17 protein-coding genes and 2 pseudogenes are annotated in these 19172 nt (G+C 51.9%); 8 read left to right on the plus strand and 11 right to left on the minus strand.

Annotation, left to right across the window (positions count from 1 at the left end; genetic code table 11):
* A complete protein-coding gene (mpl, locus tag A7Z06_RS01180; protein ID WP_001219777.1) occupies positions 1 to 1374 on the plus strand; it encodes a UDP-N-acetylmuramate:L-alanyl-gamma-D-glutamyl-meso-diaminopimelate ligase in 1374 nt (457 codons plus the stop codon).
* An 85-nt stretch (positions 1375 to 1459) separates the two neighbouring features.
* Here mpl and yjgA read toward each other — a convergent pair whose 3' ends face one another.
* Positions 1460 to 2011, minus strand: coding sequence for a ribosome biogenesis factor YjgA (gene yjgA, locus A7Z06_RS01185; RefSeq protein WP_000166265.1), 552 nt, complete (start codon positions 2009 to 2011; stop codon positions 1460 to 1462).
* 93 nt (positions 2012 to 2104) lie between these two features.
* Here yjgA and pmbA point away from each other — a divergent pair, with 93 nt between their 5' ends.
* The 4 genes and pseudogenes from pmbA to A7Z06_RS01210 all read left to right on the plus strand — a co-directional run bounded on the left by pmbA (position 2105) and on the right by A7Z06_RS01210 (position 4738).
* Entirely contained in the window at positions 2105 to 3457 is a 1353-nt protein-coding gene (gene pmbA / locus A7Z06_RS01190; protein WP_001162186.1) for a metalloprotease PmbA, read from the plus strand.
* A 181-nt stretch (positions 3458 to 3638) separates the two neighbouring features.
* Complete coding sequence (cybC, locus tag A7Z06_RS01195; protein ID WP_001232258.1) at positions 3639 to 4025, plus strand: cytochrome b562; 387 nt, start codon at positions 3639 to 3641, stop codon at positions 4023 to 4025.
* 191 nt (positions 4026 to 4216) lie between these two features.
* Positions 4217 to 4459: a type II toxin-antitoxin system RelB/DinJ family antitoxin gene (locus tag A7Z06_RS01205; RefSeq protein WP_000212715.1), complete on the plus strand. Its 243-nt coding sequence runs from the start codon at positions 4217 to 4219 to the stop codon at positions 4457 to 4459.
* A pseudogene (locus tag A7Z06_RS01210) lies at positions 4449 to 4738 on the plus strand (type II toxin-antitoxin system RelE family toxin). Before A7Z06_RS01205 ends, A7Z06_RS01210 begins: the two are co-directional and overlap by 11 nt.
* Here A7Z06_RS01210 and nrdG read toward each other — a convergent pair.
* The 5 genes and pseudogenes from nrdG to treR form a co-directional block, all read right to left on the minus strand.
* On the minus strand, positions 4739 to 5203 hold the full coding sequence (gene nrdG / locus A7Z06_RS01215; RefSeq protein WP_001106233.1) for an anaerobic ribonucleoside-triphosphate reductase-activating protein: 465 nt from the start codon (positions 5201 to 5203) through the stop codon (positions 4739 to 4741).
* A 186-nt stretch (positions 5204 to 5389) separates the two neighbouring features.
* Complete coding sequence (gene nrdD, locus A7Z06_RS01220) at positions 5390 to 7528, minus strand: anaerobic ribonucleoside-triphosphate reductase (RefSeq protein ID WP_000187801.1); 2139 nt, start codon at positions 7526 to 7528, stop codon at positions 5390 to 5392.
* A gap of 393 nt (positions 7529 to 7921) precedes the next feature.
* The gene (gene treC, locus A7Z06_RS01225; RefSeq protein ID WP_000183360.1) at positions 7922 to 9577 is read right to left on the minus strand and encodes an alpha,alpha-phosphotrehalase; all 1656 of its coding nucleotides are present in this window, start codon (positions 9575 to 9577) and stop codon (positions 7922 to 7924) included.
* A 49-nt stretch (positions 9578 to 9626) separates the two neighbouring features.
* Positions 9627 to 11048 carry a PTS trehalose transporter subunit IIBC gene (gene treB / locus A7Z06_RS01230; RefSeq protein ID WP_077699190.1) on the minus strand — a complete coding sequence of 474 codons (1422 nt, stop codon included), beginning with the start codon at positions 11046 to 11048 and terminating at the stop codon, positions 9627 to 9629.
* Between the two features lie 118 nt (positions 11049 to 11166).
* Positions 11167 to 12117: pseudogene (gene treR, locus A7Z06_RS01235) on the minus strand (trehalose operon repressor TreR); the annotation flags it as partial.
* Positions 12118 to 12288: 171 nt separating this feature from the next.
* Between treR and mgtL the strand changes: the two are divergent.
* On the plus strand, positions 12289 to 12342 hold the full coding sequence (gene mgtL / locus A7Z06_RS01240; protein WP_001387276.1) for a mgtA regulatory leader peptide MgtL: 54 nt from the start codon (positions 12289 to 12291) through the stop codon (positions 12340 to 12342).
* A gap of 140 nt (positions 12343 to 12482) precedes the next feature.
* Positions 12483 to 15179, plus strand: a complete 2697-nt coding sequence (mgtA, locus tag A7Z06_RS01245) for a magnesium-translocating P-type ATPase (RefSeq protein ID WP_105279311.1) — start codon at positions 12483 to 12485, stop codon at positions 15177 to 15179.
* A 205-nt stretch (positions 15180 to 15384) separates the two neighbouring features.
* Here the strand turns inward: mgtA and ridA are convergent, their stop codons facing one another.
* The 4 genes from ridA to pyrL all read right to left on the minus strand — a co-directional run bounded on the left by ridA (position 15385) and on the right by pyrL (position 17390).
* Entirely contained in the window at positions 15385 to 15771 is a 387-nt protein-coding gene (gene ridA / locus A7Z06_RS01250) for a 2-iminobutanoate/2-iminopropanoate deaminase (RefSeq protein ID WP_000047539.1), read from the minus strand.
* 72 nt (positions 15772 to 15843) lie between these two features.
* On the minus strand, positions 15844 to 16305 hold the full coding sequence (gene pyrI / locus A7Z06_RS01255) for an aspartate carbamoyltransferase regulatory subunit (protein WP_000148581.1): 462 nt from the start codon (positions 16303 to 16305) through the stop codon (positions 15844 to 15846).
* Positions 16306 to 16317: 12 nt separating this feature from the next.
* The gene (pyrB, locus tag A7Z06_RS01260) at positions 16318 to 17253 is read right to left on the minus strand and encodes an aspartate carbamoyltransferase (protein WP_105279312.1); all 936 of its coding nucleotides are present in this window, start codon (positions 17251 to 17253) and stop codon (positions 16318 to 16320) included.
* Between the two features lie 2 nt (positions 17254 to 17255).
* Positions 17256 to 17390, minus strand: a complete 135-nt coding sequence (gene pyrL, locus A7Z06_RS01265) for a pyr operon leader peptide (protein ID WP_001296693.1) — start codon at positions 17388 to 17390, stop codon at positions 17256 to 17258.
* 260 nt (positions 17391 to 17650) lie between these two features.
* Between pyrL and tabA the strand changes: the two genes are divergently transcribed.
* Entirely contained in the window at positions 17651 to 18103 is a 453-nt protein-coding gene (gene tabA, locus A7Z06_RS01270; protein ID WP_000583474.1) for a toxin-antitoxin biofilm protein TabA, read from the plus strand.
* 45 nt (positions 18104 to 18148) lie between these two features.
* Here the strand turns inward: tabA and argF are convergent, their stop codons facing one another.
* Positions 18149 to 19153 carry an ornithine carbamoyltransferase gene (gene argF / locus A7Z06_RS01275; protein WP_000012896.1) on the minus strand — a complete coding sequence of 335 codons (1005 nt, stop codon included), beginning with the start codon at positions 19151 to 19153 and terminating at the stop codon, positions 18149 to 18151.
* Positions 19154 to 19172: the final 19 nt, after the last annotated feature.

Consider the following 19172-nt stretch of genomic DNA (forward strand, 5'->3'; position numbering starts at 1 on the left):
ATGCGCATTCATATTTTAGGAATTTGTGGCACGTTTATGGGTGGTCTGGCGATTCTGGCACGCCAGTTAGGCCATGAAGTAACGGGGTCGGACGCCAATGTGTATCCGCCGATGAGCACCTTACTTGAGAAGCAAGGCATTGAGCTGATTCAGGGTTACGATGCCAGCCAACTCGATCCGCAGCCGGATCTGGTGATTATTGGTAATGCCATGACCCGTGGAAATCCGTGTGTGGAAGCGGTACTGGAAAAAAACATTCCGTATATGTCGGGGCCGCAGTGGTTGCACGATTTCGTGCTGCGCGACCGCTGGGTGCTGGCCGTTGCCGGTACACACGGCAAAACCACCACGGCGGGAATGGCGACCTGGATTCTGGAACAGTGCGGCTATAAACCGGGTTTTGTTATTGGCGGTGTGCCTGGAAACTTTGAGGTTTCGGCGCGTCTGGGCGAAAGCGACTTCTTTGTTATCGAAGCGGACGAGTATGACTGCGCCTTCTTCGACAAACGCTCCAAATTTGTCCATTACTGCCCGCGCACGCTGATCCTCAACAACCTTGAGTTCGATCATGCCGATATCTTTGACGACCTGAAAGCGATCCAGAAACAATTCCATCATCTGGTGCGTATTGTTCCTGGGCAGGGGCGTATTATCTGGCCGGAAAACGACATCAACCTGAAACAGACCATGGCGATGGGCTGCTGGAGCGATCAGGAACAGGTGGGCGAGCAGGGGCGCTGGCAGGCGAAAAAGCTGACCACCGATGCTTCCGAATGGGAAGTATTGCTGGACGGCGAAAAAGTGGGTGAGGTGAAATGGTCACTGGTTGGCGAACATAACATGCACAACGGCCTGATGGCGATTGCTGCGGCTCGCCATGTTGGTGTTGCGCCGGCAGATGCTGCTAATGCGCTGGGGTCGTTTATCAACGCTCGTCGTCGTCTGGAGTTACGCGGTGAAGCGAATGGCGTGACGGTGTATGACGATTTTGCCCATCATCCGACGGCGATTCTGGCAACGCTGGCGGCGCTGCGCGGTAAAGTCGGTGGTACGGCGCGTATTATTGCCGTTCTGGAACCGCGCTCAAACACCATGAAGATGGGCGTCTGCAAAGACGATTTGGCACCGTCATTAGGTCGTGCCGATGAAGTCTTCCTGCTGCAACCGGCGCATATTCCGTGGCAGGTAGCTGAAGTGGCAGAAGCCTGTATTCAGCCTGCGCACTGGAGTGGTGATGTCGATGCGTTGGCAGATATGGTGGTGAAAACCGCCCAGCCTGGCGACCATATTCTGGTGATGAGCAACGGCGGTTTTGGTGGGATTCATCAGAAACTGCTGGATGGTCTGGCGAAGAAGGCGGAAGCTGCGCAGTAATTCTGAAGCTTAAGCCTGGAGTAGCATTGCCGGATAAAGCGTTTACGCCGCATCCGGCAAACCATACTCATATCAACAACAAAACTTACCCTTCGTTCTCTGCCAGCTCGCGCAGATACTGGAAAATCTGGCGTGCAGATTTCGGCGGCTTATTCCCTTCTTTCTCTTTCTTCGCGTTGCGGATCAGAGTACGCAGTTGCTGGCGATCGGCATCAGGCCACAGATTCAATACATCAGCGATGGCATCATCACCGTGATCGATCAAACGATCGCGCAGGTTTTCCAGTTTATGGAACAGCACCACCTGCTGGTTGTGGCGGTTTTTTAGCTTATCCAGCGCCTGACGAATAGGCTCTACGTCGCGCTGGCGTAGCATTTTACCGATGAGCTGCAACTGGCGGCGGCGACCTTCCATTTTAATACGCTGGGCTAACTCGATAGCCGCACGCAGATCCGCATCTAACGGGATCTTATCCAGCGCGTTTTTCCCCAGATCAACAATTTCCGCGCCCAGGCGTTTTAGCTCCTCGGCATCACGTTTAATTTCACTTTTACTGACCCAGATAATTTCATCGTCTTCGTCTTCGATATCATCACCGGGAACGTCGTCGAGCCAGTCTTCGGGCTGCTTAGTCATGTCAGGCTCCTTAAAAAAAGAGGCTAATGTTACCAGTTAAGATGCGCACTGAAAAACGGTTCTCTGTTAGACTTCAGAGAAACTCTCTACATTATGGCACTTGCAATGAAAGTAATCTCTCAAGTTGAAGCGCAGCGCAAGATTCTGGAAGAAGCAGTTTCGACTGCGCTGGAGTTGGCCTCAGGCAAATCGGACGGTGCGGAAGTTGCCGTCAGCAAGACCACCGGCATTAGCGTAAGCACGCGCTATGGTGAAGTGGAGAATGTCGAATTCAATAGCGATGGCGCGCTGGGGATCACCGTTTATCACCAGAACCGCAAAGGTAGCGCATCATCCACCGATTTAAGCCCGCAGGCTATTGCCCGCACCGTACAGGCGGCGCTGGATATTGCCCGTTATACCTCGCCAGATCCTTACGCAGGCGTGGCAGATAAAGAGCTGCTGGCCTTTGACGCGCCGGATCTCGACTTGTTCCACCCTGCGGACGTTTCCCCGGATGAAGCCATTGAACTGGCGGCTCGTGCTGAACAGGCGGCATTGCAGGCGGACAAACGCATCACCAATACCGAAGGCGGCAGCTTTAACAGCCACTACGGCGTCAAAGTATTTGGCAACAGCCACGGTATGTTGCAGGGCTATTGTTCAACGCGTCATTCACTTTCCAGCTGTGTGATTGCCGAAGAAAATGGCGATATGGAACGTGATTACGCCTACACCATTGGCCGTGCGATGAGCGATCTACAAACGCCGGAGTGGGTTGGGGCAGATTGCGCCCGCCGCACTTTATCGCGCTTGTCGCCGCGTAAACTTTCCACCATGAAAGCGCCGGTGATTTTTGCCAATGAAGTCGCAACCGGATTGTTTGGTCATTTGGTTGGCGCAATTGCCGGGGGTGCTGTCTACCGTAAATCCACCTTCCTGCTCGACTCGCTGGGTAAACAAATTCTGCCGGACTGGCTGACCATTGAAGAACATCCGCATCTGCTGAAAGGGCTGGCATCTACTCCATTCGACAGCGAAGGGGTGCGTACCGAGCGTCGCGATATTATTAAAGATGGCATCCTGACTCAGTGGTTGCTGACCAGCTATTCCGCGCGCAAACTGGGGCTGAAAAGTACCGGTCATGCGGGCGGCATCCACAACTGGCGTATTGCCGGGCAAGGACTCAGCTTTGAGCAGATGCTCAAAGAAATGGGCACCGGCCTGGTGGTGACGGAACTGATGGGCCAGGGCGTGAGTGCAATTACCGGTGATTATTCCCGTGGTGCAGCGGGCTTCTGGGTAGAGAATGGCGAAATCCAATATCCGGTTAGCGAAATCACCATCGCAGGTAATTTGAAAGATATGTGGCGCAATATCGTCACTGTTGGTAACGATATTGAAACACGCAGTAATATACAGTGTGGTTCTGTTCTGTTACCGGAGATGAAAATCGCCGGACAGTAAAAAACTGGCGCGACCTGCCGCGCTTAAACTAAAAAATTACACAAAATCATTCGCACAGCATCGAGACGGAAAGTGAATGAGAGCCGGGGAGCGTACTCGTAGTACGTGACTCGGGCGAATGAGCGTAGCCGTCGATGAGGTAGTGTGAAGGATGAAGTGTAAATAAAAAAGGAAGTGAGCAATGCGTAAAAGCCTGTTAGCTATTCTTGCAGTCTCCTCGTTGGTATTCAGTTCGGCGTCGTTTGCCGCTGAGCTGGAAGACAATATGGAAACCCTCAACGACAATTTAAAAGTGGTCGAAAAAGCCGATAACGCGGCGCAAGTCAAAGACGCGTTAACCAAAATGCGTGCTGCGGCGCTGGATGCGCAAAAAGCGACGCCACCGAAGCTGGAAGGCAAATCACCGGACAGCCCGGAGATGAAAGACTTCCGCCACGGTTTCGACATTCTGGTCGGTCAGATTGACGACGCGCTGAAGTTGGCTAATGAAGGTAAAGTCAAAGAAGCACAGGCCGCCGCAGAGCAACTGAAAACGACCCGCAACGCCTATCACCAGAAGTATCGTTAATTCCTTATTGGGCGGTGAAACGTTACCGCCCCACGCTTTCTTCTCCCTTCGTAAAATCACCGCAATATCTATTTTCACCACGGCATATTCCTGCGTGTCGTCCTCATTTTTGCGAGGCGTTTTCCAGAAATGAATGTAATGCATATGTAATGCTATAATGCATTACACTTCTCATAATTACCGGAGGCATAATGGCCACACTTAACGTCCGCCTGGATGACAAACTGAAAAATGAGGCTTATGCGGTGCTGGAAAAATTAAATATCACGCCTACTGAAGCAGTGCGGCTGCTGTTTCAGTACGTTGCGGAAAATGGACGAATGCCGGTAAAAACGCTCACTGTCAGTGATAGTGAAGAAGCCTTGTTACGCACTGTCAGGGAACGACTGGCCAACCCACAAGAGGCCATTAAGGTCCGACTGGATGAACTATGAGCTGGCTTTTGATCTGCGGGCGCTGAAAGAGTGGCAAAAACTGGGCGTGACAGTCCGGGAACAATTTAAAAAAAGCTTGAGGATGTGCTGAAAAGGCCGCGCAATCCATCGGCTAAACTGCGGGATTTACCGGACTGCTACAAAATTAAGCTGCACACACTGGGATATCGCCTGGTTTATCAGGTTAACGATAAAGAGTTGCTCGTGTTGGTGATAGCTATTGGTAAGAGAGAGAACTCAGCCGTTTATGAAGACGCGACTAAACGGCTGGATGAGTGATTAACGCAAATGATGCACCACCTGATTGCTGCTGCCGCGCCAGATCAAGGAAGGGTCTTTTAAATCCTGCACAAATTTGCCGTCGACCAGCACGTTAATCAAATCAACAACCTGCATTTGCGCAGCGTTGAGTTCGTCGAGTTTATAGCCTGTCCACACCCAGATGTCTTTACCCGGACACTCGGCGCGGATGCGTTGTACCAGTTTCAGAATATCCGGCACGTTTTGCGGATGCAGCGGATCGCCGCCGGAGAGGGAAATACCCTGGCGTTTGATACGAGTGTCATTCAGATCGTTAATGATCTGGTCTTCCATTGCTTTGGTAAATGGCTGACCGGAATTTACCCGCCAGGTGCTTTTGTTATAGCAACCGGGGCATTCATGAACACACCCGGAGACAAACAGAGTGCAGCGAGTGCCGGGGCCGTTGACGATGTCGACAGGATAGTACTGATGATAATTCATTTTCGCTTCTCAATTGACGCCATGACTGCTCTGGTGCGTACGGGGCGAAGTCCTCTGAGGCTTACGCATTTGCCACCTTGCGACGACACCAACTGGCTAGAGGCAACTCATTATGTCGGGAGTCAAGAAGGGGCACGGAACGGTCCCCTCTCCCTGAGGGAGAGGGTTAGGGTGAGGGGGGAAGGCTTAACCTATCTGCCCATTTCCCAAATGTTTAACGCGGCGCTTAACTTCTTCCTGCTTACCGGCGTTAAACGGACGCGCATCCGGGCTACCTAAATATCCGCACACGCGGCGAGTCACCGACACACGGGAGGTGTCATGGTTACCACATTTCGGGCAGGTGAAGCCTTTGCTGGTGCACTCAAACTCACCGGTAAAGCCACACTCGTAGCACTCATCAATCGGTGTATTGGTGCCGTAATACGGTACATGCTGATAGCTGTAATCCCAGACATCTTCCAGCGCCTTCAGGTTGTGCTGAATGTTTGGATACTCGCCGTAGCAAATGAAACCACCGTTAGCCAGCGGCGGGTAAGGTGCTTCAAAGTCGATCTTGTCGTACGGGTTCACCTTTTTCTCCACATCAAGGTGGAAACTGTTGGTGTAGTAACCCTTATCGGTCACGCCCGGCACCACGCCAAACTCAGCGGTATCGAGACGGCAGAAGCGGTCGCACAGGTTTTCACTTGGCGTGCTGTAAAGGCTGAAACCATAGCCAGTCTCTTCTTTCCACTGATCCACCGCCTGACGCAGACGTTCAACAATCGCAATACCTTTCGCGCGAAGCTGCTCGTTGTCATAAACATGCTCGCCGCCGAACAGCGCGTTAATGGTTTCGTGGATACCGATGTAACCCAGCGAAATAGACGCACGACCGTTTTTGAAGATTTCAGAAACATCATCGTCGGCATTCAGACGCACGCCACAAGCACCTTCCATATAGAGGATAGGAGCCACGCGCGCTTTCACGCCTTCGAGACGAGCGATACGGGTCATCAGCGCCTTACGTGCCAGCAGCAGACGTTCATCCAGCAACTTCCAGAAGGTGGCTTCATCGCCTTTCGCTTCCAGCGCAATACGCGGCAGGTTCAGGCTGATCACGCCGAGGTTGTTGCGACCATCGTGGATCTGCTCGCCGTTTTCGTTTTCCCATACGCCGAGGAAGCTGCGGCAACCCATCGGGGTTTTAAACGAACCGGTTACTTTCACTACCTGATCGTAGTTCAGGATATCCGGATACATGCGCTTGCTTGCGCACTCCAGCGCCAGCTGTTTGATGTCGTAGTTCGGATCGCCTTTTTTATGGTTCAGGCCATCGCGAATCGCAAACACCAGTTTCGGGAACACGGCGGTTTTGCGGTTTTTACCCAGGCCTGCGATGCGGTTACGCAGGATGGATTCCTGAATCAGGCGCGACTCCCAGCTGGTGCCCAGACCAAAGCCAAAGGTTACAAACGGTGTTTGACCGTTGGCGGTGTGCAGGGTATTTACTTCGTACTCCAGCGACTGGAAGGCGTCGTAGCACTCTTTGATGGTACGAGAGTTGGCGTAGCCTTCAGCATCCGGAATGCTCCACTCCTCCGCCGTTTTACGGTGCTTGTTGTAGCTGGCGGTGACAAACGGAGCCAGAACTTCGTCGATACGGTTAATGGTGGTGCCGCCATAAATATGGCTGGCAACCTGGGCGATAATCTGCGCAGTTACTGCGGTGGCAGTGGAGATCGACTTCGGTGGTTCGATCTCGGCGTTCCCCATCTTAAAGCCCTGAGTTAGCATACCTTTCAGGTCGATCAACATGCAGTTGAACATCGGGAAGAACGGCGAGTAATCGAGGTCGTGGTAGTGAATATCGCCACGCTCATGCGCCTGCACCACGTCACGCGGCAGCAGGTGCTGGCGTGCATAGTGTTTAGCAACAATACCGGCCAGCAGGTCGCGCTGGGTTGGAATTACCTTGCTGTCTTTGTTGGCGTTTTCATTGAGTAACGAAGAGTTGGTCTGCTCGACCAGGCCACGGATCTCCTGGTTCAGGCGACCGCGTTTTTCACGTTCGATGTCGCGATCGTGACGGTACTCGATGTAAGCACGAGCCAGTTGTTTGTACGGGCCTGACATCAGCTGGTTTTCAACTGCGGTCTGGATTTCGTTGATATCGACCTGGTTGCGGCCTTGCATTTGCTCGCTGACGACAGCGGCAACAGTGGCACAATAATCTGCATCATCGACTTCCGCTGCTTTAGCTGCACGCAGAATGGCTTCTTTGATGCGCTCTGATTTAAACGGCACTTTGCAGCCGTCTCGTTTCATCACATGCGGTGTCATGATCGCTCCATATTTTTAAGAACAGGTTATACACAGAAAGTTGGGAAGTGCGCCCCGCTTTATTTAGCTCTTTTTACGGGGAGTTACTGCAATCCCAATCCGCTTTATCCACAATTTTGTCGGCTTTGTTGGCGTGTGTCTTGGTGCAAGTATAGTCGACGGATACAACATATTGGGTTGAGAGGCATTTTAAAGTCTATATATAGTGCTTTGCATTAAGGATGTTTAAGGTTTTTTTGATTTAGCTCAAAGTAAAAAGCAGAGTGTACGGATGACGGGCGCTACAGCGATGTGTAAATTTTTTAATAATTTTCTGTTCAAAAAACCAACAAAAACAATGCGCTGACAGATAAGGCCCCGGAAATACTCGCTTTACCGGGGCCTGGAGAAGAATTATCTCTGCAACCACCAGACAGCCTCAAATGGCCGCAATGTCATGGCTCCCGGTTGAGAGGAGGCTTCTTCATAGTTATGCATTAACAGTTGCCAGTCGCCGCTGATTTGCGTTGGTTGCCAGGGCTGTACGTCACGGCTAAGGTTGGCAATCACCAATAAAGTTTGCCCCAGCCATTCGCGGCGATAGCACCACAATACAGGACTGTTTGGCAGGAGATCCTGGTAATTGCCCCATGTCAGAATGGGTTCTTGTTTACGCAACGTGATTAACTTCTGGTAGGTGTAAAACACCGAAGATTCATCGGCCAGCGCAGATTCTACGTTGATTTCGCGATAGTTATCACACAGACCAATCCACGGCTTGCCGGTAGTAAACCCTGCGTTATCGCCGTTGCTCCATTGCATTGGCGTGCGGCTGTTGTCACGGGATTTACTGGCGAGGATTGCCAATAGCTCTTCGGCGTCACGCCCATCGTTGCGCAGCTCGGCAAACATATTGAGGCTCTCCACGTCGCGATAGTCAGTAATGCGCGTGAAATGTGGGTTGGTCATACCAATCTCTTCGCCCTGGTAGATATACGGCGTTCCCTGCATACCATGCAGCACCATCGCCAGCATTTTTGCCGCAGGCACGCGGTATTCACCTTCATCACCAAAGCGAGAAACAATGCGCGGCTGATCGTGGTTACACCAGAACAAAGCATTCCACGCAACGTTGTGCATTCCCTGTTGCCAGTGGCGGAACAATGTTTTTAACGCCACAAAGTCAGGTTTAGCCAGCGTCCATTTTTCACCGCCGGGATAATCGACCTTCAGGTGATGAAAATTAAAGGTCATCGACAATTCACTGCCTGTCAGTGCCGCGTATCGCTGACAATGTTCAAGGCTGGTGGAGGACATTTCACCCACAGTCATTAATCCGCGTGGCGTAAAGACATCGCGGTTCATTTCGTGCAAAAACTCGTGTGCTCGTGGTCCGTCGGTGTAGAAGCGACGCCCATCGCCATCCAGATCGTTGGGGAAGTTCTGGTCTTTGGAAATCAGATTCACCACATCCAGGCGCAGCCCGTCTACCCCGCGATCGGCCCAGAACTCACAGACTTTTTTCAGTTCTGTGCGTACTGCTGGGTTTTCCCAGTTGAGATCGGCCTGTTCTGGTGCAAACAGATGCAAGTAATACTGTTCGCTTTCTGCGTGCCAGCGCCAGGCATTGCCACCGAATTTAGAACGCCAGTTATTTGGTGGTATTCCTGGTTCGCCGTCACGCCAGATATAAAACTGACGATAAGGACTTTCTTTGTTCTGCGCCTCGCGAAACCAGGCGTGTTGGGTAGAAGTATGGTTAAACACCATATCAAGGATAATGCGAATACCGCGCGATTTCGCCTGCGCCACCAGTTCATCAAAGTCGTCCAGCGTACCGTAGGTGGGATCAATCGCCGTATAGTTCGCTACGTCGTATCCGTTATCGATCTGTGGGGAGACATAAAAAGGTGTCAACCATATAGCATTAACGCCCAGTTTTTGTAGATAGTCGAGGCGCAGGGTGACTCCTCGCAGATCGCCGGTGCCGCTGCCCGTGGTGTCCTGAAAACTCTTTGGATAAATCTGGTAGATAACGCCGTTTTGCCACCAGTGGGGAAGATTAGTCATTACGTCATTCCTGCAAATGCGAGGGGGCGCAAGTGCGCCCCGAAGAAAATTAAACAATGTTCAGCGTGCCCAGGCGGTGTTTTCGCTGGTAGATAAACGAGGTGAGCACAATCGGGATGATGATGGCGATAGCCATTGCCAGCGCAAATACCTGCCAGTAGCTCGGCTGAATGGAGAGAATACCAGGCAGACCACCGACGCCGATGCCATTCGCCATAACGCCGTTCAGGCCGCAGAGCAATCCCGCCAGACCGGAACCAATCATCGCGCACAGCATCGGGAAGCGATATTTCAGGTTGATGCCGTACATTGCCGGCTCAGTAACCCCAAGATAAGCGGAGATCGCCGCTGGAACCGAAATTTCCCGCTCGTTCTGTTTACGGCTGGCGATAATAATTCCTACCACTGCCGACGCCTGAGCAATATTCGAAAGGGCAATCAGCGGCCAGACTGGCGTACCGCCCATGCTTTGAATCATCTGCATATCAATGGCAAGCGTGGTCTGGTGTACGCCGGTAATGACCAGCGGCGCATAGAGGAAGCCAAACAATGCCGCGCCAATAGGGGCAAAGCTGCCAGTCATCAGATGACGAACCGCAAAGGCAACGCCATCGCCAATCATGCGACCAAACGGACCAATCAGCGCATGGGCGAGGAACACCGCGAGGATCAGCGAGCAGACCGGTACAACCACCAGATAGAGATAATCCGGCACGATGCGCTTAAGGCGAGTTTCAATAAAGCCCAGCGCCAGCCCGGCTAACAGCGCCGGGATCACCTGCGCCTGATAGCCTACTTTCGCAATACTGAACATGCCAAAGTCCCACACTTCCGGCACCTGCTGCCCGAGTAGATAGGCGTTCATCAGTTGTGGAGAAACCAGCGTTACGCCAAGCACGATACCGAGGATCGGCGTGCCGCCCATCTTTTTCACCGCCGACCAGCAAATCCCGACCGGCAGATAGAAGAAGATCGCCTCACCGATCAACCACAGAAAATCGTAGATCGTTTGCAGGGAAGGGTACATTTGCGCCAGCGTCTGGCCGTTGCTCATGGGCAGATCGCCGATCACATTACGAAAACCGAGGATCAAACCGCCGCTAATCAGCGCGGGCAGTAACGGGAAGAAGATCTCTGCGAAATGGGAGATCAACTGCTCATGCCATTTCATATTCTGCCTGGCGGCTTTTTTCACCTGCTCTTTATCGACCTGCGCCTGTCCGGTGGTCGCTATCAGTGCTTGATAGTAATCGCCAACGTTGGTGCCAATCACCACCTGAAATTGTCCGGCATTGGTGAAACAGCCTTTCACCATGGGGAGTTGCTCAATTTCTTTCGGTCTGGCATTGGCCGGTTGGTTGAGGACAAAGCGCAGGCGAGTAATACAGTGGCTCACCGTCGCAATATTGCCGCGCCCACCGACCAGTTCAATCAACCGATCGATATCCGTTTGGTTCACTTTGCTCATCATAAGGCCCCGTGGCAGATGACATATTAGGTTGACGGCAGAATATAGTGGGAAGGAAAAATTAAAAATGGGAACGTTCCCGAAACACGGCAAAGATCACAATTTATCGTTCAGGAAACGATCAGGACAGGGTGGCTGGGATGATGATTTGTTGCGGTTCGCTACGCCCGGTTATCTGTTTGATTAACTGGCAGGCCGCCTGGCGCCCGGCTTCTGCGTAGCCTGGATCAACGGTGACGATCTCCGGATGGAGGAACTTCATCAACGGTGTATTACCAACGCTCGCCAGCTGTAAGGTATCGATGCGTTGCTCTTGCAGGTATTTACTTGCGCCAAGTGCCAGCGTGTCAGTTGCGCACAGCAACGCGGTGGTTTCAGGGGTAATGACTTTTGCTACATTATCGTAACCTTGCTTCATGGCGAGGCCAGGCAGAGCGGCGACGGGATGCAGTTTATGCGCTTTGCAGAACACCAGATAGGCTTCGTGACGTCGCTTACCGGTCGTCACGTCACTGTGCGGGACGCCGAGATAACTGATATTGCGATGCCCCTGGTCATACAGTCGTTGCATCAGGATTTTGATCGCCCCTTCGTCGTCATAACAGACTGAAGCAAAGCCCTTTGCGTCGCGTGCCAGCAGCACCAGCGATGACTGCCAGTGGGCTAACATCTCTTCGGTTATACCGGTAAAACCAAACAGCACTACGCCGTCGATATTACGACGTTTCAAAACGCCCAGATGTTCGGCAACTAATTGTGGTGAAAACTGGCTTTCCATCATGATGGGGTCGTAACCCTGTTCATAGAACGCCGGCAGCATGGTCTGAACCGCGAGATTTTCTGACAGCGAATCCAGACGTGTCACGATGATGGCGACCACTTTATCGCTTTGCCCACGCATGGCGCGCGCAGAGCGGGAAGGGGAAAATCCATGCTGATTCATCACTGCTTCAACACGTTCACGTGTGCGCTGGCTCACGCCGCTTTCGTTATTCAGCACCCGGGAAACAGTGGATTTTCCCACGCCGCTCAAGCGCGCGATGTCTTTGATGGTCAGCCGATTTTGCATCCTGTTATCCCGTAACGTGTTGTTTAATTATTAGAGACTAACTTTACCCGCGCATTCAGCAATGGGCAAAGTCTGGTTTATCGTTGGTTTAGTTGCCGACAGGTATTATATCGGCATAAATGCTACGAATATTATTGGATTCGCGGCGCTATTTATTCACTTACCGGAGGTTATATGGAACCTGATCCCACGCCTCTCCCTCGACGGAGATTAAAACTTTTCCGGTAAGCCCGTCTTTTCACGGCGTTACCGGATGCGTAAGGCCGTGACGTTTTAACGTCCCTGCTCATATTTATTACCTTCAGGTAAGGCTTCGCCACGCCTGAAGATATTTCTGCACTGTTCCAGACAGTGCGGAGGGACACCCTATGTTTAAAGAAATTTTTACCCGGCTCATTCGCCATTTACCTTCCCGTCTGATCCGTCGCGATCCGCTACCGGGTGCGCAGCAGACAGCGAATGCACCAATCCCGCCTTCCTTAAGCGCGCATTGCCTGAAAATGGCGGTGATGCCCGAAGAAGAATTATGGAACACGTTCGACACCCACCCGGAAGGGTTGAATCAGGCGGAAGTGGAAGTTGCCCGTGAAAAACATGGCGAAAATAAATTACCTGCGCAACAACCATCGCCGTGGTGGGTACATTTGTGGGTCTGCTATCGCAACCCCTTTAATATTTTGCTCACGATCCTTGGCGGCATTTCTTACGCCACGGAAGATTTATTTGCCGCAGGCGTTATCGCGTTAATGGTGGCTATTTCCACGCTGCTGAACTTTATTCAGGAAGCGCGTTCCACCAAAGCGGCAGATGCCCTGAAAGCGATGGTCAGCAATACCGCGACGGTGCTGCGCGTTATTAACAGCAAAGGCGAAAATGGCTGGCTGGAGATCCCGATCGACCAGCTGGTGCCCGGCGATATTATTAAACTGGCGGCGGGGGATATGATCCCGGCAGATTTGCGTATCTTGCAGGCGCGGGATCTGTTCGTCGCTCAGGCGTCGTTAACCGGTGAGTCTCTGCCCGTAGAAAAAGCTGCAACCACTCGCCAGCCGGAGCACAGCAATCCGCTGGAGTGTGACACCCTGTGTTTTATGGGCACCACCGTGGTGAGCGGCACGGCACAAGCGATGGTGATTGCCACAGGTGCCAACACCTGGTTTGGTCAACTGGCGGGGCGTGTTAGTGAGCAGGAAAGTGAGCCGAATGCCTTTCAGCAAGGGATCAGCCGCGTCAGTATGCTGCTGATTCGCTTTATGCTGGTGATGGCACCGGTGGTGCTGTTGATCAACGGTTACACCAAAGGCGACTGGTGGGAAGCGGCGCTGTTTGCGCTTTCGGTAGCGGTGGGTTTAACGCCGGAAATGTTGCCGATGATTGTCACCTCAACGCTGGCGCGTGGCGCAGTAAAGCTGTCGAAACAGAAGGTGATCGTCAAACATCTGGATGCCATTCAGAACTTTGGCGCTATGGATATTCTGTGCACCGATAAAACCGGCACCCTGACGCAGGATAAAATTGTGCTGGAGAATCATACCGATATCTCCGGTAAAACCAGCGAACGCGTGCTGCATAGCGCGTGGTTGAACAGTCATTACCAGACTGGACTTAAAAACCTGCTTGATACAGCGGTGCTCGAAGGTACGGATGAAGAGTCGGCGCGTTCGCTGGCCAGCCGTTGGCAGAAAATTGATGAGATTCCGTTTGATTTTGAGCGTCGCCGGATGTCGGTGGTAGTGGCAGAAAATACCGAACATCATCAGCTGGTGTGCAAAGGCGCATTGCAGGAGATCCTTAATGTGTGTTCACAGGTGCGCCACAATGACGAGATTGTGCCGCTCGATGACACTATGCTGCGTAAGATTAAGCGGGTTACTGATACGCTGAATCGTCAGGGGCTGCGCGTGGTTGCGGTGGCGACGAAATATCTGCCCGCGCGTGAAGGAGATTACCAGCGGGCGGATGAATCCGACCTGATCCTCGAAGGATATATCGCTTTTCTTGATCCACCAAAAGAGACAACGGCTCCGGCACTGAAGGCATTAAAAGCGAGTGGAATTACCGTGAAAATCCTCACTGGTGACAGTGAATTAGTGGCGGCGAAAGTGTGCCATGAAGTGGGGCTGGACGCGGGAGCGGTGGTAATTGGTAGTGATATTGAAACGCTATCTGACGACGAACTGGCAAATCTCGCGCAGCGTACCACGCTGTTTGCTCGCCTGACGCCGATGCATAAGGAACGCATCGTAACGTTGCTAAAGCGCGAAGGGCATGTGGTTGGCTTTATGGGCGATGGTATTAATGATGCGCCCGCCTTACGCGCTGCGGATATCGGCATTTCTGTGGACGGCGCGGTAGATATTGCCCGTGAAGCGGCTGATATCATCCTGCTGGAAAAAAGCCTGATGGTGCTGGAAGAGGGGGTTATTGAAGGGCGCCGGACTTTCTCTAACATGCTGAAATACATCAAAATGACGGCGAGTTCTAACTTCGGTAATGTGTTCAGCGTGCTGGTGGCGAGTGCTTTCTTGCCCTTCCTGCCGATGCTGCCGTTACACTTACTGATCCAGAACCTGCTGTACGATGTGTCACAGGTGGCGATCCCGTTTGATAACGTTGATGACGAGCAAATTCAAAAGCCGCAGCGTTGGAATCCGGCGGATCTGGGGCGTTTTATGATCTTCTTCGGACCGATCAGTTCGATCTTCGATATTCTGACGTTTTGTCTGATGTGGTGGGTATTCCATGCCAACACGCCGGAAACGCAAACACTGTTCCAGTCGGGCTGGTTCGTGGTGGGATTACTGTCGCAAACGCTGATTGTGCATATGATCCGTACCCGTCGTGTACCGTTTATTCAGAGTCGTGCATCGTGGCCGTTAATGATCATGACCGTAATCGTGATGATTGTCGGGATCGCGTTGCCGTTTTCGCCGCTGGCCAGTTATCTGCAATTGCAGGCGCTACCGTTAAGTTACTTCCCGTGGCTGATTGCGATTCTGGCAGGGTATATGACGTTAACGCAGTTGGTGAAAGGGTTCTATAGCCGTCGTTATGGTTGGCAGTAAAGAATAAGCTGGGCATGGTGGCCCGGATTCAGATTGCAGATAAAGTGAGCTTTGTTCATGCCGGATGCGGCGTAAACGCCTTATCCAGCCTACAAATTCAATAAATTGCAGGAATCACCCAGGCCTGATAAGCGTAGCGCATCAGGCGATTTTGCTTTTGTCATCAGACTTAATCCGGGCACGATAGCCCGGATTTCCATCAAGATTAGCGACGAACAGCGATCGCTTCGATCTCAATCTTCACGTCTTTCGGCAGACGGGCAACTTCAACGCAAGAACGTGCCGGGAAGGTGGCGTTGTGTTCGGTGAAGAAGGCTTCGTAAGTGGCATTTACGGTTGCGAAGTCGTTCAGATCTTTCACAAACACGGTGGTTTTAACGATGTCGCCCACTTTCAGGCCAGCGGCTTCGACGATCGCTTTTACGTTATCCAGCGACTGACGTGCCTGTGCAGCGACGTCTGCCGGTACTTCGCCCGTTTTCGGATTTACCGGGATCTGACCGGAGGTGATGATCATATTGCCCAGATCAACGCCCTGTACGTAAGGACCGATAGCTGCCGGTGCATTTTCCGTCGCGATAGTTTTGCTCATGATTTCTCCTTTATTACAGCGGTAAAAAGTCTGGCTCATTATAGGGAGCCAGACTTTTATTACCAACCGCAATTAATTGGCCAGCACCACATTATGGGAAAACTCTTTTTCACAGTATTTGCATTTGAGCGCGATGTCATTGGCGCGTTTTCGCACGGCAAAGCTGGAAGAAACCGGTTCGGCATGGCTGATACAGTTGCTGTTCGGGCAAACCAGCACATTGTCGATGCGCTCCGGCAGGCTGGGGCGCGATTTACCAACCACTTCATAGTTGTCGATACGATTTACCGTGGCTTGCGGTGCGTACAGCGCCAGTTGGTCTACCTGATCTTCACTCAAAAAGGTATTTTCGATCTTGATCAGATCCTTGCGCCCCATCTCGCCAGAAGGCAGGTTCAGACCGATGGTGATACGCTGATCCGTTTCGGTCAGCTTGAACAGACTCAATAGCTTAAAACCGATCTGGGCGGGGATATGGTCAATTACCGTGCCGCGTTTAATAGCTTCAACCTGCAATTTATTATCGTGTGTCATCTCAATTTCCCCTTACATTACCAGATCGCGATTCAGAACCAGTGCCAGTAACGCCTGGCGAGCGAAAATCCCATTGCCTGCCTGCTGGAAGTACCAGGCGTGCGGCGTTTTATCGACATCCGTCGCAATTTCATCAATACGCGGCAGCGGATGCAGCACTTTCATATTGGCTTTGGCGTTGTGAAGATCGCTGGCGCGCAGGACAAACTGCGCTTTTACGTTGGCGTATTCGGACGGGTCCAGGCGCTCTTTTTGCACGCGGGTCATATACAAAATGTCCACTTCCGCCATCACTTCTTCAATGGAACTATGCAGGCTCCAGGCGATACCTTTTTCATCAAGCATGTCCAGAATGTACTGCGGCATTGCCAGCGCATCCGGGGCGATGAAGTAGAAACGGTTGCCGTCGAATTTCGCCAGCGCCTGGGTCAGGGAGTGAACGGTGCGACCATATTTCAGGTCGCCGACCATTGCGACACGAAGATTGTCCAGACGTCCCTGGGTTTCCTGAATGGTGAACAGATCCAGCAAGGTTTGCGTCGGATGTTGGTTGGAACCATCACCGGCGTTCAGCACCGGCACATTGCCGGAAAACTCGGTTGCCAGGCGCGCCGCACCTTCCTGCGGATGGCGCATCACAATTGCATCGACGTAAGTGCTGATAACCGAGATGGTATCAGCCAGCGTTTCACCTTTTTTTCCCAGTGAGGTGTTTGCGCTGTCAGAGAATCCCACCACACTAGCGCCCAGGCGGTGCATCGAGGTTTCGAAAGAGAGGCGGGTGCGGGTTGATGCTTCGAAGAAGCAACTGGCAATCACTTTATGTTTCAACAACTCTGGTTGCGGGTTTGCTTTCAGTTTCGCCGCTGTCGCCAGCACCAGATTAAGGTCATCGCGACTAAGGTCATTTATGGAAATGATGTGTTTTTGATATAGCGGATTAGCCATGTTTATCTCCTGACGCCTGGGCAAAAAAAAGCCCCTCGATTGAGGGGCTGGGAATGGGTGATCAACGGGAAGAAAAACGGCAGGCCAGCGTCTTTTTTCAGACGCGGTAAGACAAAATGTCGAACACACTGAACCATACATCCTCCCGGCAAATTGTCCGGCATTATACTCAGCCAGAAAGTGGGATCAAGCGATTAATGCAAGAAACTTCCAAGGTAAACGATTGTTGTGAATTTATATGCTTCAAATTTGAATTTATAACGAAATGAATTTAGGGGGGAATGTGGGGGGAAAATATGCGCTGGCGCAATCAGGCGGCAAAAAATGCTGGTATGGCAGTAAGGAATTACGTATAACAAGAGAAATGAAACGATGTTTTAATTGAGGGAATGAAAAAATGATCATCGGAAATATTCATAATCTCCAGCAATGGTTGCCGGAAGAATTACGTCAGGCGATTGAGTATATTAAAGCGCACGTTACGGCAGAAACGCCAAAAGGTAAGCACGACATCGAAGGCAACCGTCTGTTTTATCTTATCTCTGAAGATATGACCGAGCCGTATGAAGCACGCCGCGCCGAGTACCATGCCCGCTATCTCGATATTCAGATTGTGCTAAAAGGGCAGGAAGGCATGACCTTCAGCACACAACCTGCGGGCACGCCGGATACCGATTGGTTAGCCGATAAAGACATCGCCTTTTTGCCAGAAGGTGTTGAGGAGAAAACAGTTATCCTCAATGAAGGCGACTTTGTCGTGTTCTATCCGGGTGAAGTACACAAGCCACTGTGCGCAGTGGGCGAGCCAGCCCAGGTTCGCAAAGCGGTTGTGAAAATGTTGATGGCGTAAGTGGATTATGCCGGAGGCGACGTTACGCCGCCTCCGGTACTGGCGTTATTGGGCGAGCGTCGCAACCATTACCGCTTTGATGGTATGCATGCGGTTTTCCGCCTGATCAAAAACAATACTGGCGGCAGATTCAAAGACCTCATCCGTCACTTCCATCCCACCGTGCAGGCCAAACTCTTCTGCCATCTTTTTACCTAGCGTCGTTTGGTCGTCATGAAACGCGGGCAGGCAGTGCAGGAATTTGACGTCTGGATTACCGGTTAACTGCATCATTTTGCTATTCACCTGATAATCACGCAGTAATGCAATACGTTCTGCCCATTTCTCTTTCGCTTCCCCCATCGATACCCACACATCGGTGTAAATAAAGTCGGCACCTTTAACGCCTGCTGCGATATCTTCTGTCAGCGTTATATTCCCGCCATTTTGCTGTGCCAGGGCGCGGCATTCCGTAACCAGCGAAGCTTCCGGCCAGCACGCTTGTGGCGCTACCAGGCGTAAATCCAGACCGGTCAACGCCGCAGCTTCCAGCATTGAGTTACCCATGTTGTTGCGTGCATCTCCGGCATAAACCAGCGTCATCTCATTGAACGCTTTACCTGGTAAATGCTCCTGCATGGTCAGCAAATCCGCCAGAAGCTGTGTAGGATGAAACTCATTAGTCAGGCCGTTCCATACCGGCACACCTGCATATTCCGCCAGCGTTACGACAATCTCCTGACCATAGCCGCGATACTGAATACCGTCATACATGCGACCAAGCACGCGGGCGGTATCTTTAACCGACTCTTTATGGCCAATCTGGCTGCCGCTGGGGCCGAGATAAGTGACGCGAGCACCCTGGTCATATGCGGCAACTTCGAAAGAGCATCGGGTACGGGTCGAGTCTTTTTCGAAGATGAGCGCGATATTTTTACCTGTGAGTCTGGCTTCTTCTTTGCCGTTTTTCTTATCGGCTTTCAGCTTCGCAGCTAACTGCAGCAGGCTGTTGAGTTCAGCTGGCGTGAAATCGAGTAATTTCAGGAAATGTTTATGATAAAACCCGGACATAGATCCCTCCTGTGGTTAA

Source organism: Escherichia sp. MOD1-EC6819 (assembly GCF_002965765.1).
GTDB lineage: Bacteria > Pseudomonadota > Gammaproteobacteria > Enterobacterales > Enterobacteriaceae > Escherichia > Escherichia ruysiae.

Excerpts from the sequence above, each read along its gene's own strand:
- mpl (WP_001219777.1), top strand. The coding sequence starts at position 1 with ATGCGCATTCATATTTTAGGAATTTGTGGCACGTTTATGGGTGGTCTG.
- yjgA (WP_000166265.1), bottom strand. The coding sequence starts at position 2,011 with ATGACTAAGCAGCCCGAAGACTGGCTCGACGACGTTCCCGGTGATGAT.
- pmbA (WP_001162186.1), top strand. The coding sequence starts at position 2,105 with ATGGCACTTGCAATGAAAGTAATCTCTCAAGTTGAAGCGCAGCGCAAG.
- cybC (WP_001232258.1), top strand. The coding sequence starts at position 3,639 with ATGCGTAAAAGCCTGTTAGCTATTCTTGCAGTCTCCTCGTTGGTATTC.
- A7Z06_RS01205 (WP_000212715.1), top strand. The coding sequence starts at position 4,217 with ATGGCCACACTTAACGTCCGCCTGGATGACAAACTGAAAAATGAGGCT.
- nrdG (WP_001106233.1), bottom strand. The coding sequence starts at position 5,203 with ATGAATTATCATCAGTACTATCCTGTCGACATCGTCAACGGCCCCGGC.
- nrdD (WP_000187801.1), bottom strand. The coding sequence starts at position 7,528 with ATGACACCGCATGTGATGAAACGAGACGGCTGCAAAGTGCCGTTTAAA.
- treC (WP_000183360.1), bottom strand. The coding sequence starts at position 9,577 with ATGACTAATCTTCCCCACTGGTGGCAAAACGGCGTTATCTACCAGATT.
- treB (WP_077699190.1), bottom strand. The coding sequence starts at position 11,048 with ATGATGAGCAAAGTGAACCAAACGGATATCGATCGGTTGATTGAACTG.
- mgtA (WP_105279311.1), top strand. The coding sequence starts at position 12,483 with ATGTTTAAAGAAATTTTTACCCGGCTCATTCGCCATTTACCTTCCCGT.
- ridA (WP_000047539.1), bottom strand. The coding sequence starts at position 15,771 with ATGAGCAAAACTATCGCGACGGAAAATGCACCGGCAGCTATCGGTCCT.
- pyrI (WP_000148581.1), bottom strand. The coding sequence starts at position 16,305 with ATGACACACGATAATAAATTGCAGGTTGAAGCTATTAAACGCGGCACG.
- pyrB (WP_105279312.1), bottom strand. The coding sequence starts at position 17,253 with ATGGCTAATCCGCTATATCAAAAACACATCATTTCCATAAATGACCTT.
- pyrL (WP_001296693.1), bottom strand. The coding sequence starts at position 17,390 with ATGGTTCAGTGTGTTCGACATTTTGTCTTACCGCGTCTGAAAAAAGAC.
- tabA (WP_000583474.1), top strand. The coding sequence starts at position 17,651 with ATGATCATCGGAAATATTCATAATCTCCAGCAATGGTTGCCGGAAGAA.
- argF (WP_000012896.1), bottom strand. The coding sequence starts at position 19,153 with ATGTCCGGGTTTTATCATAAACATTTCCTGAAATTACTCGATTTCACG.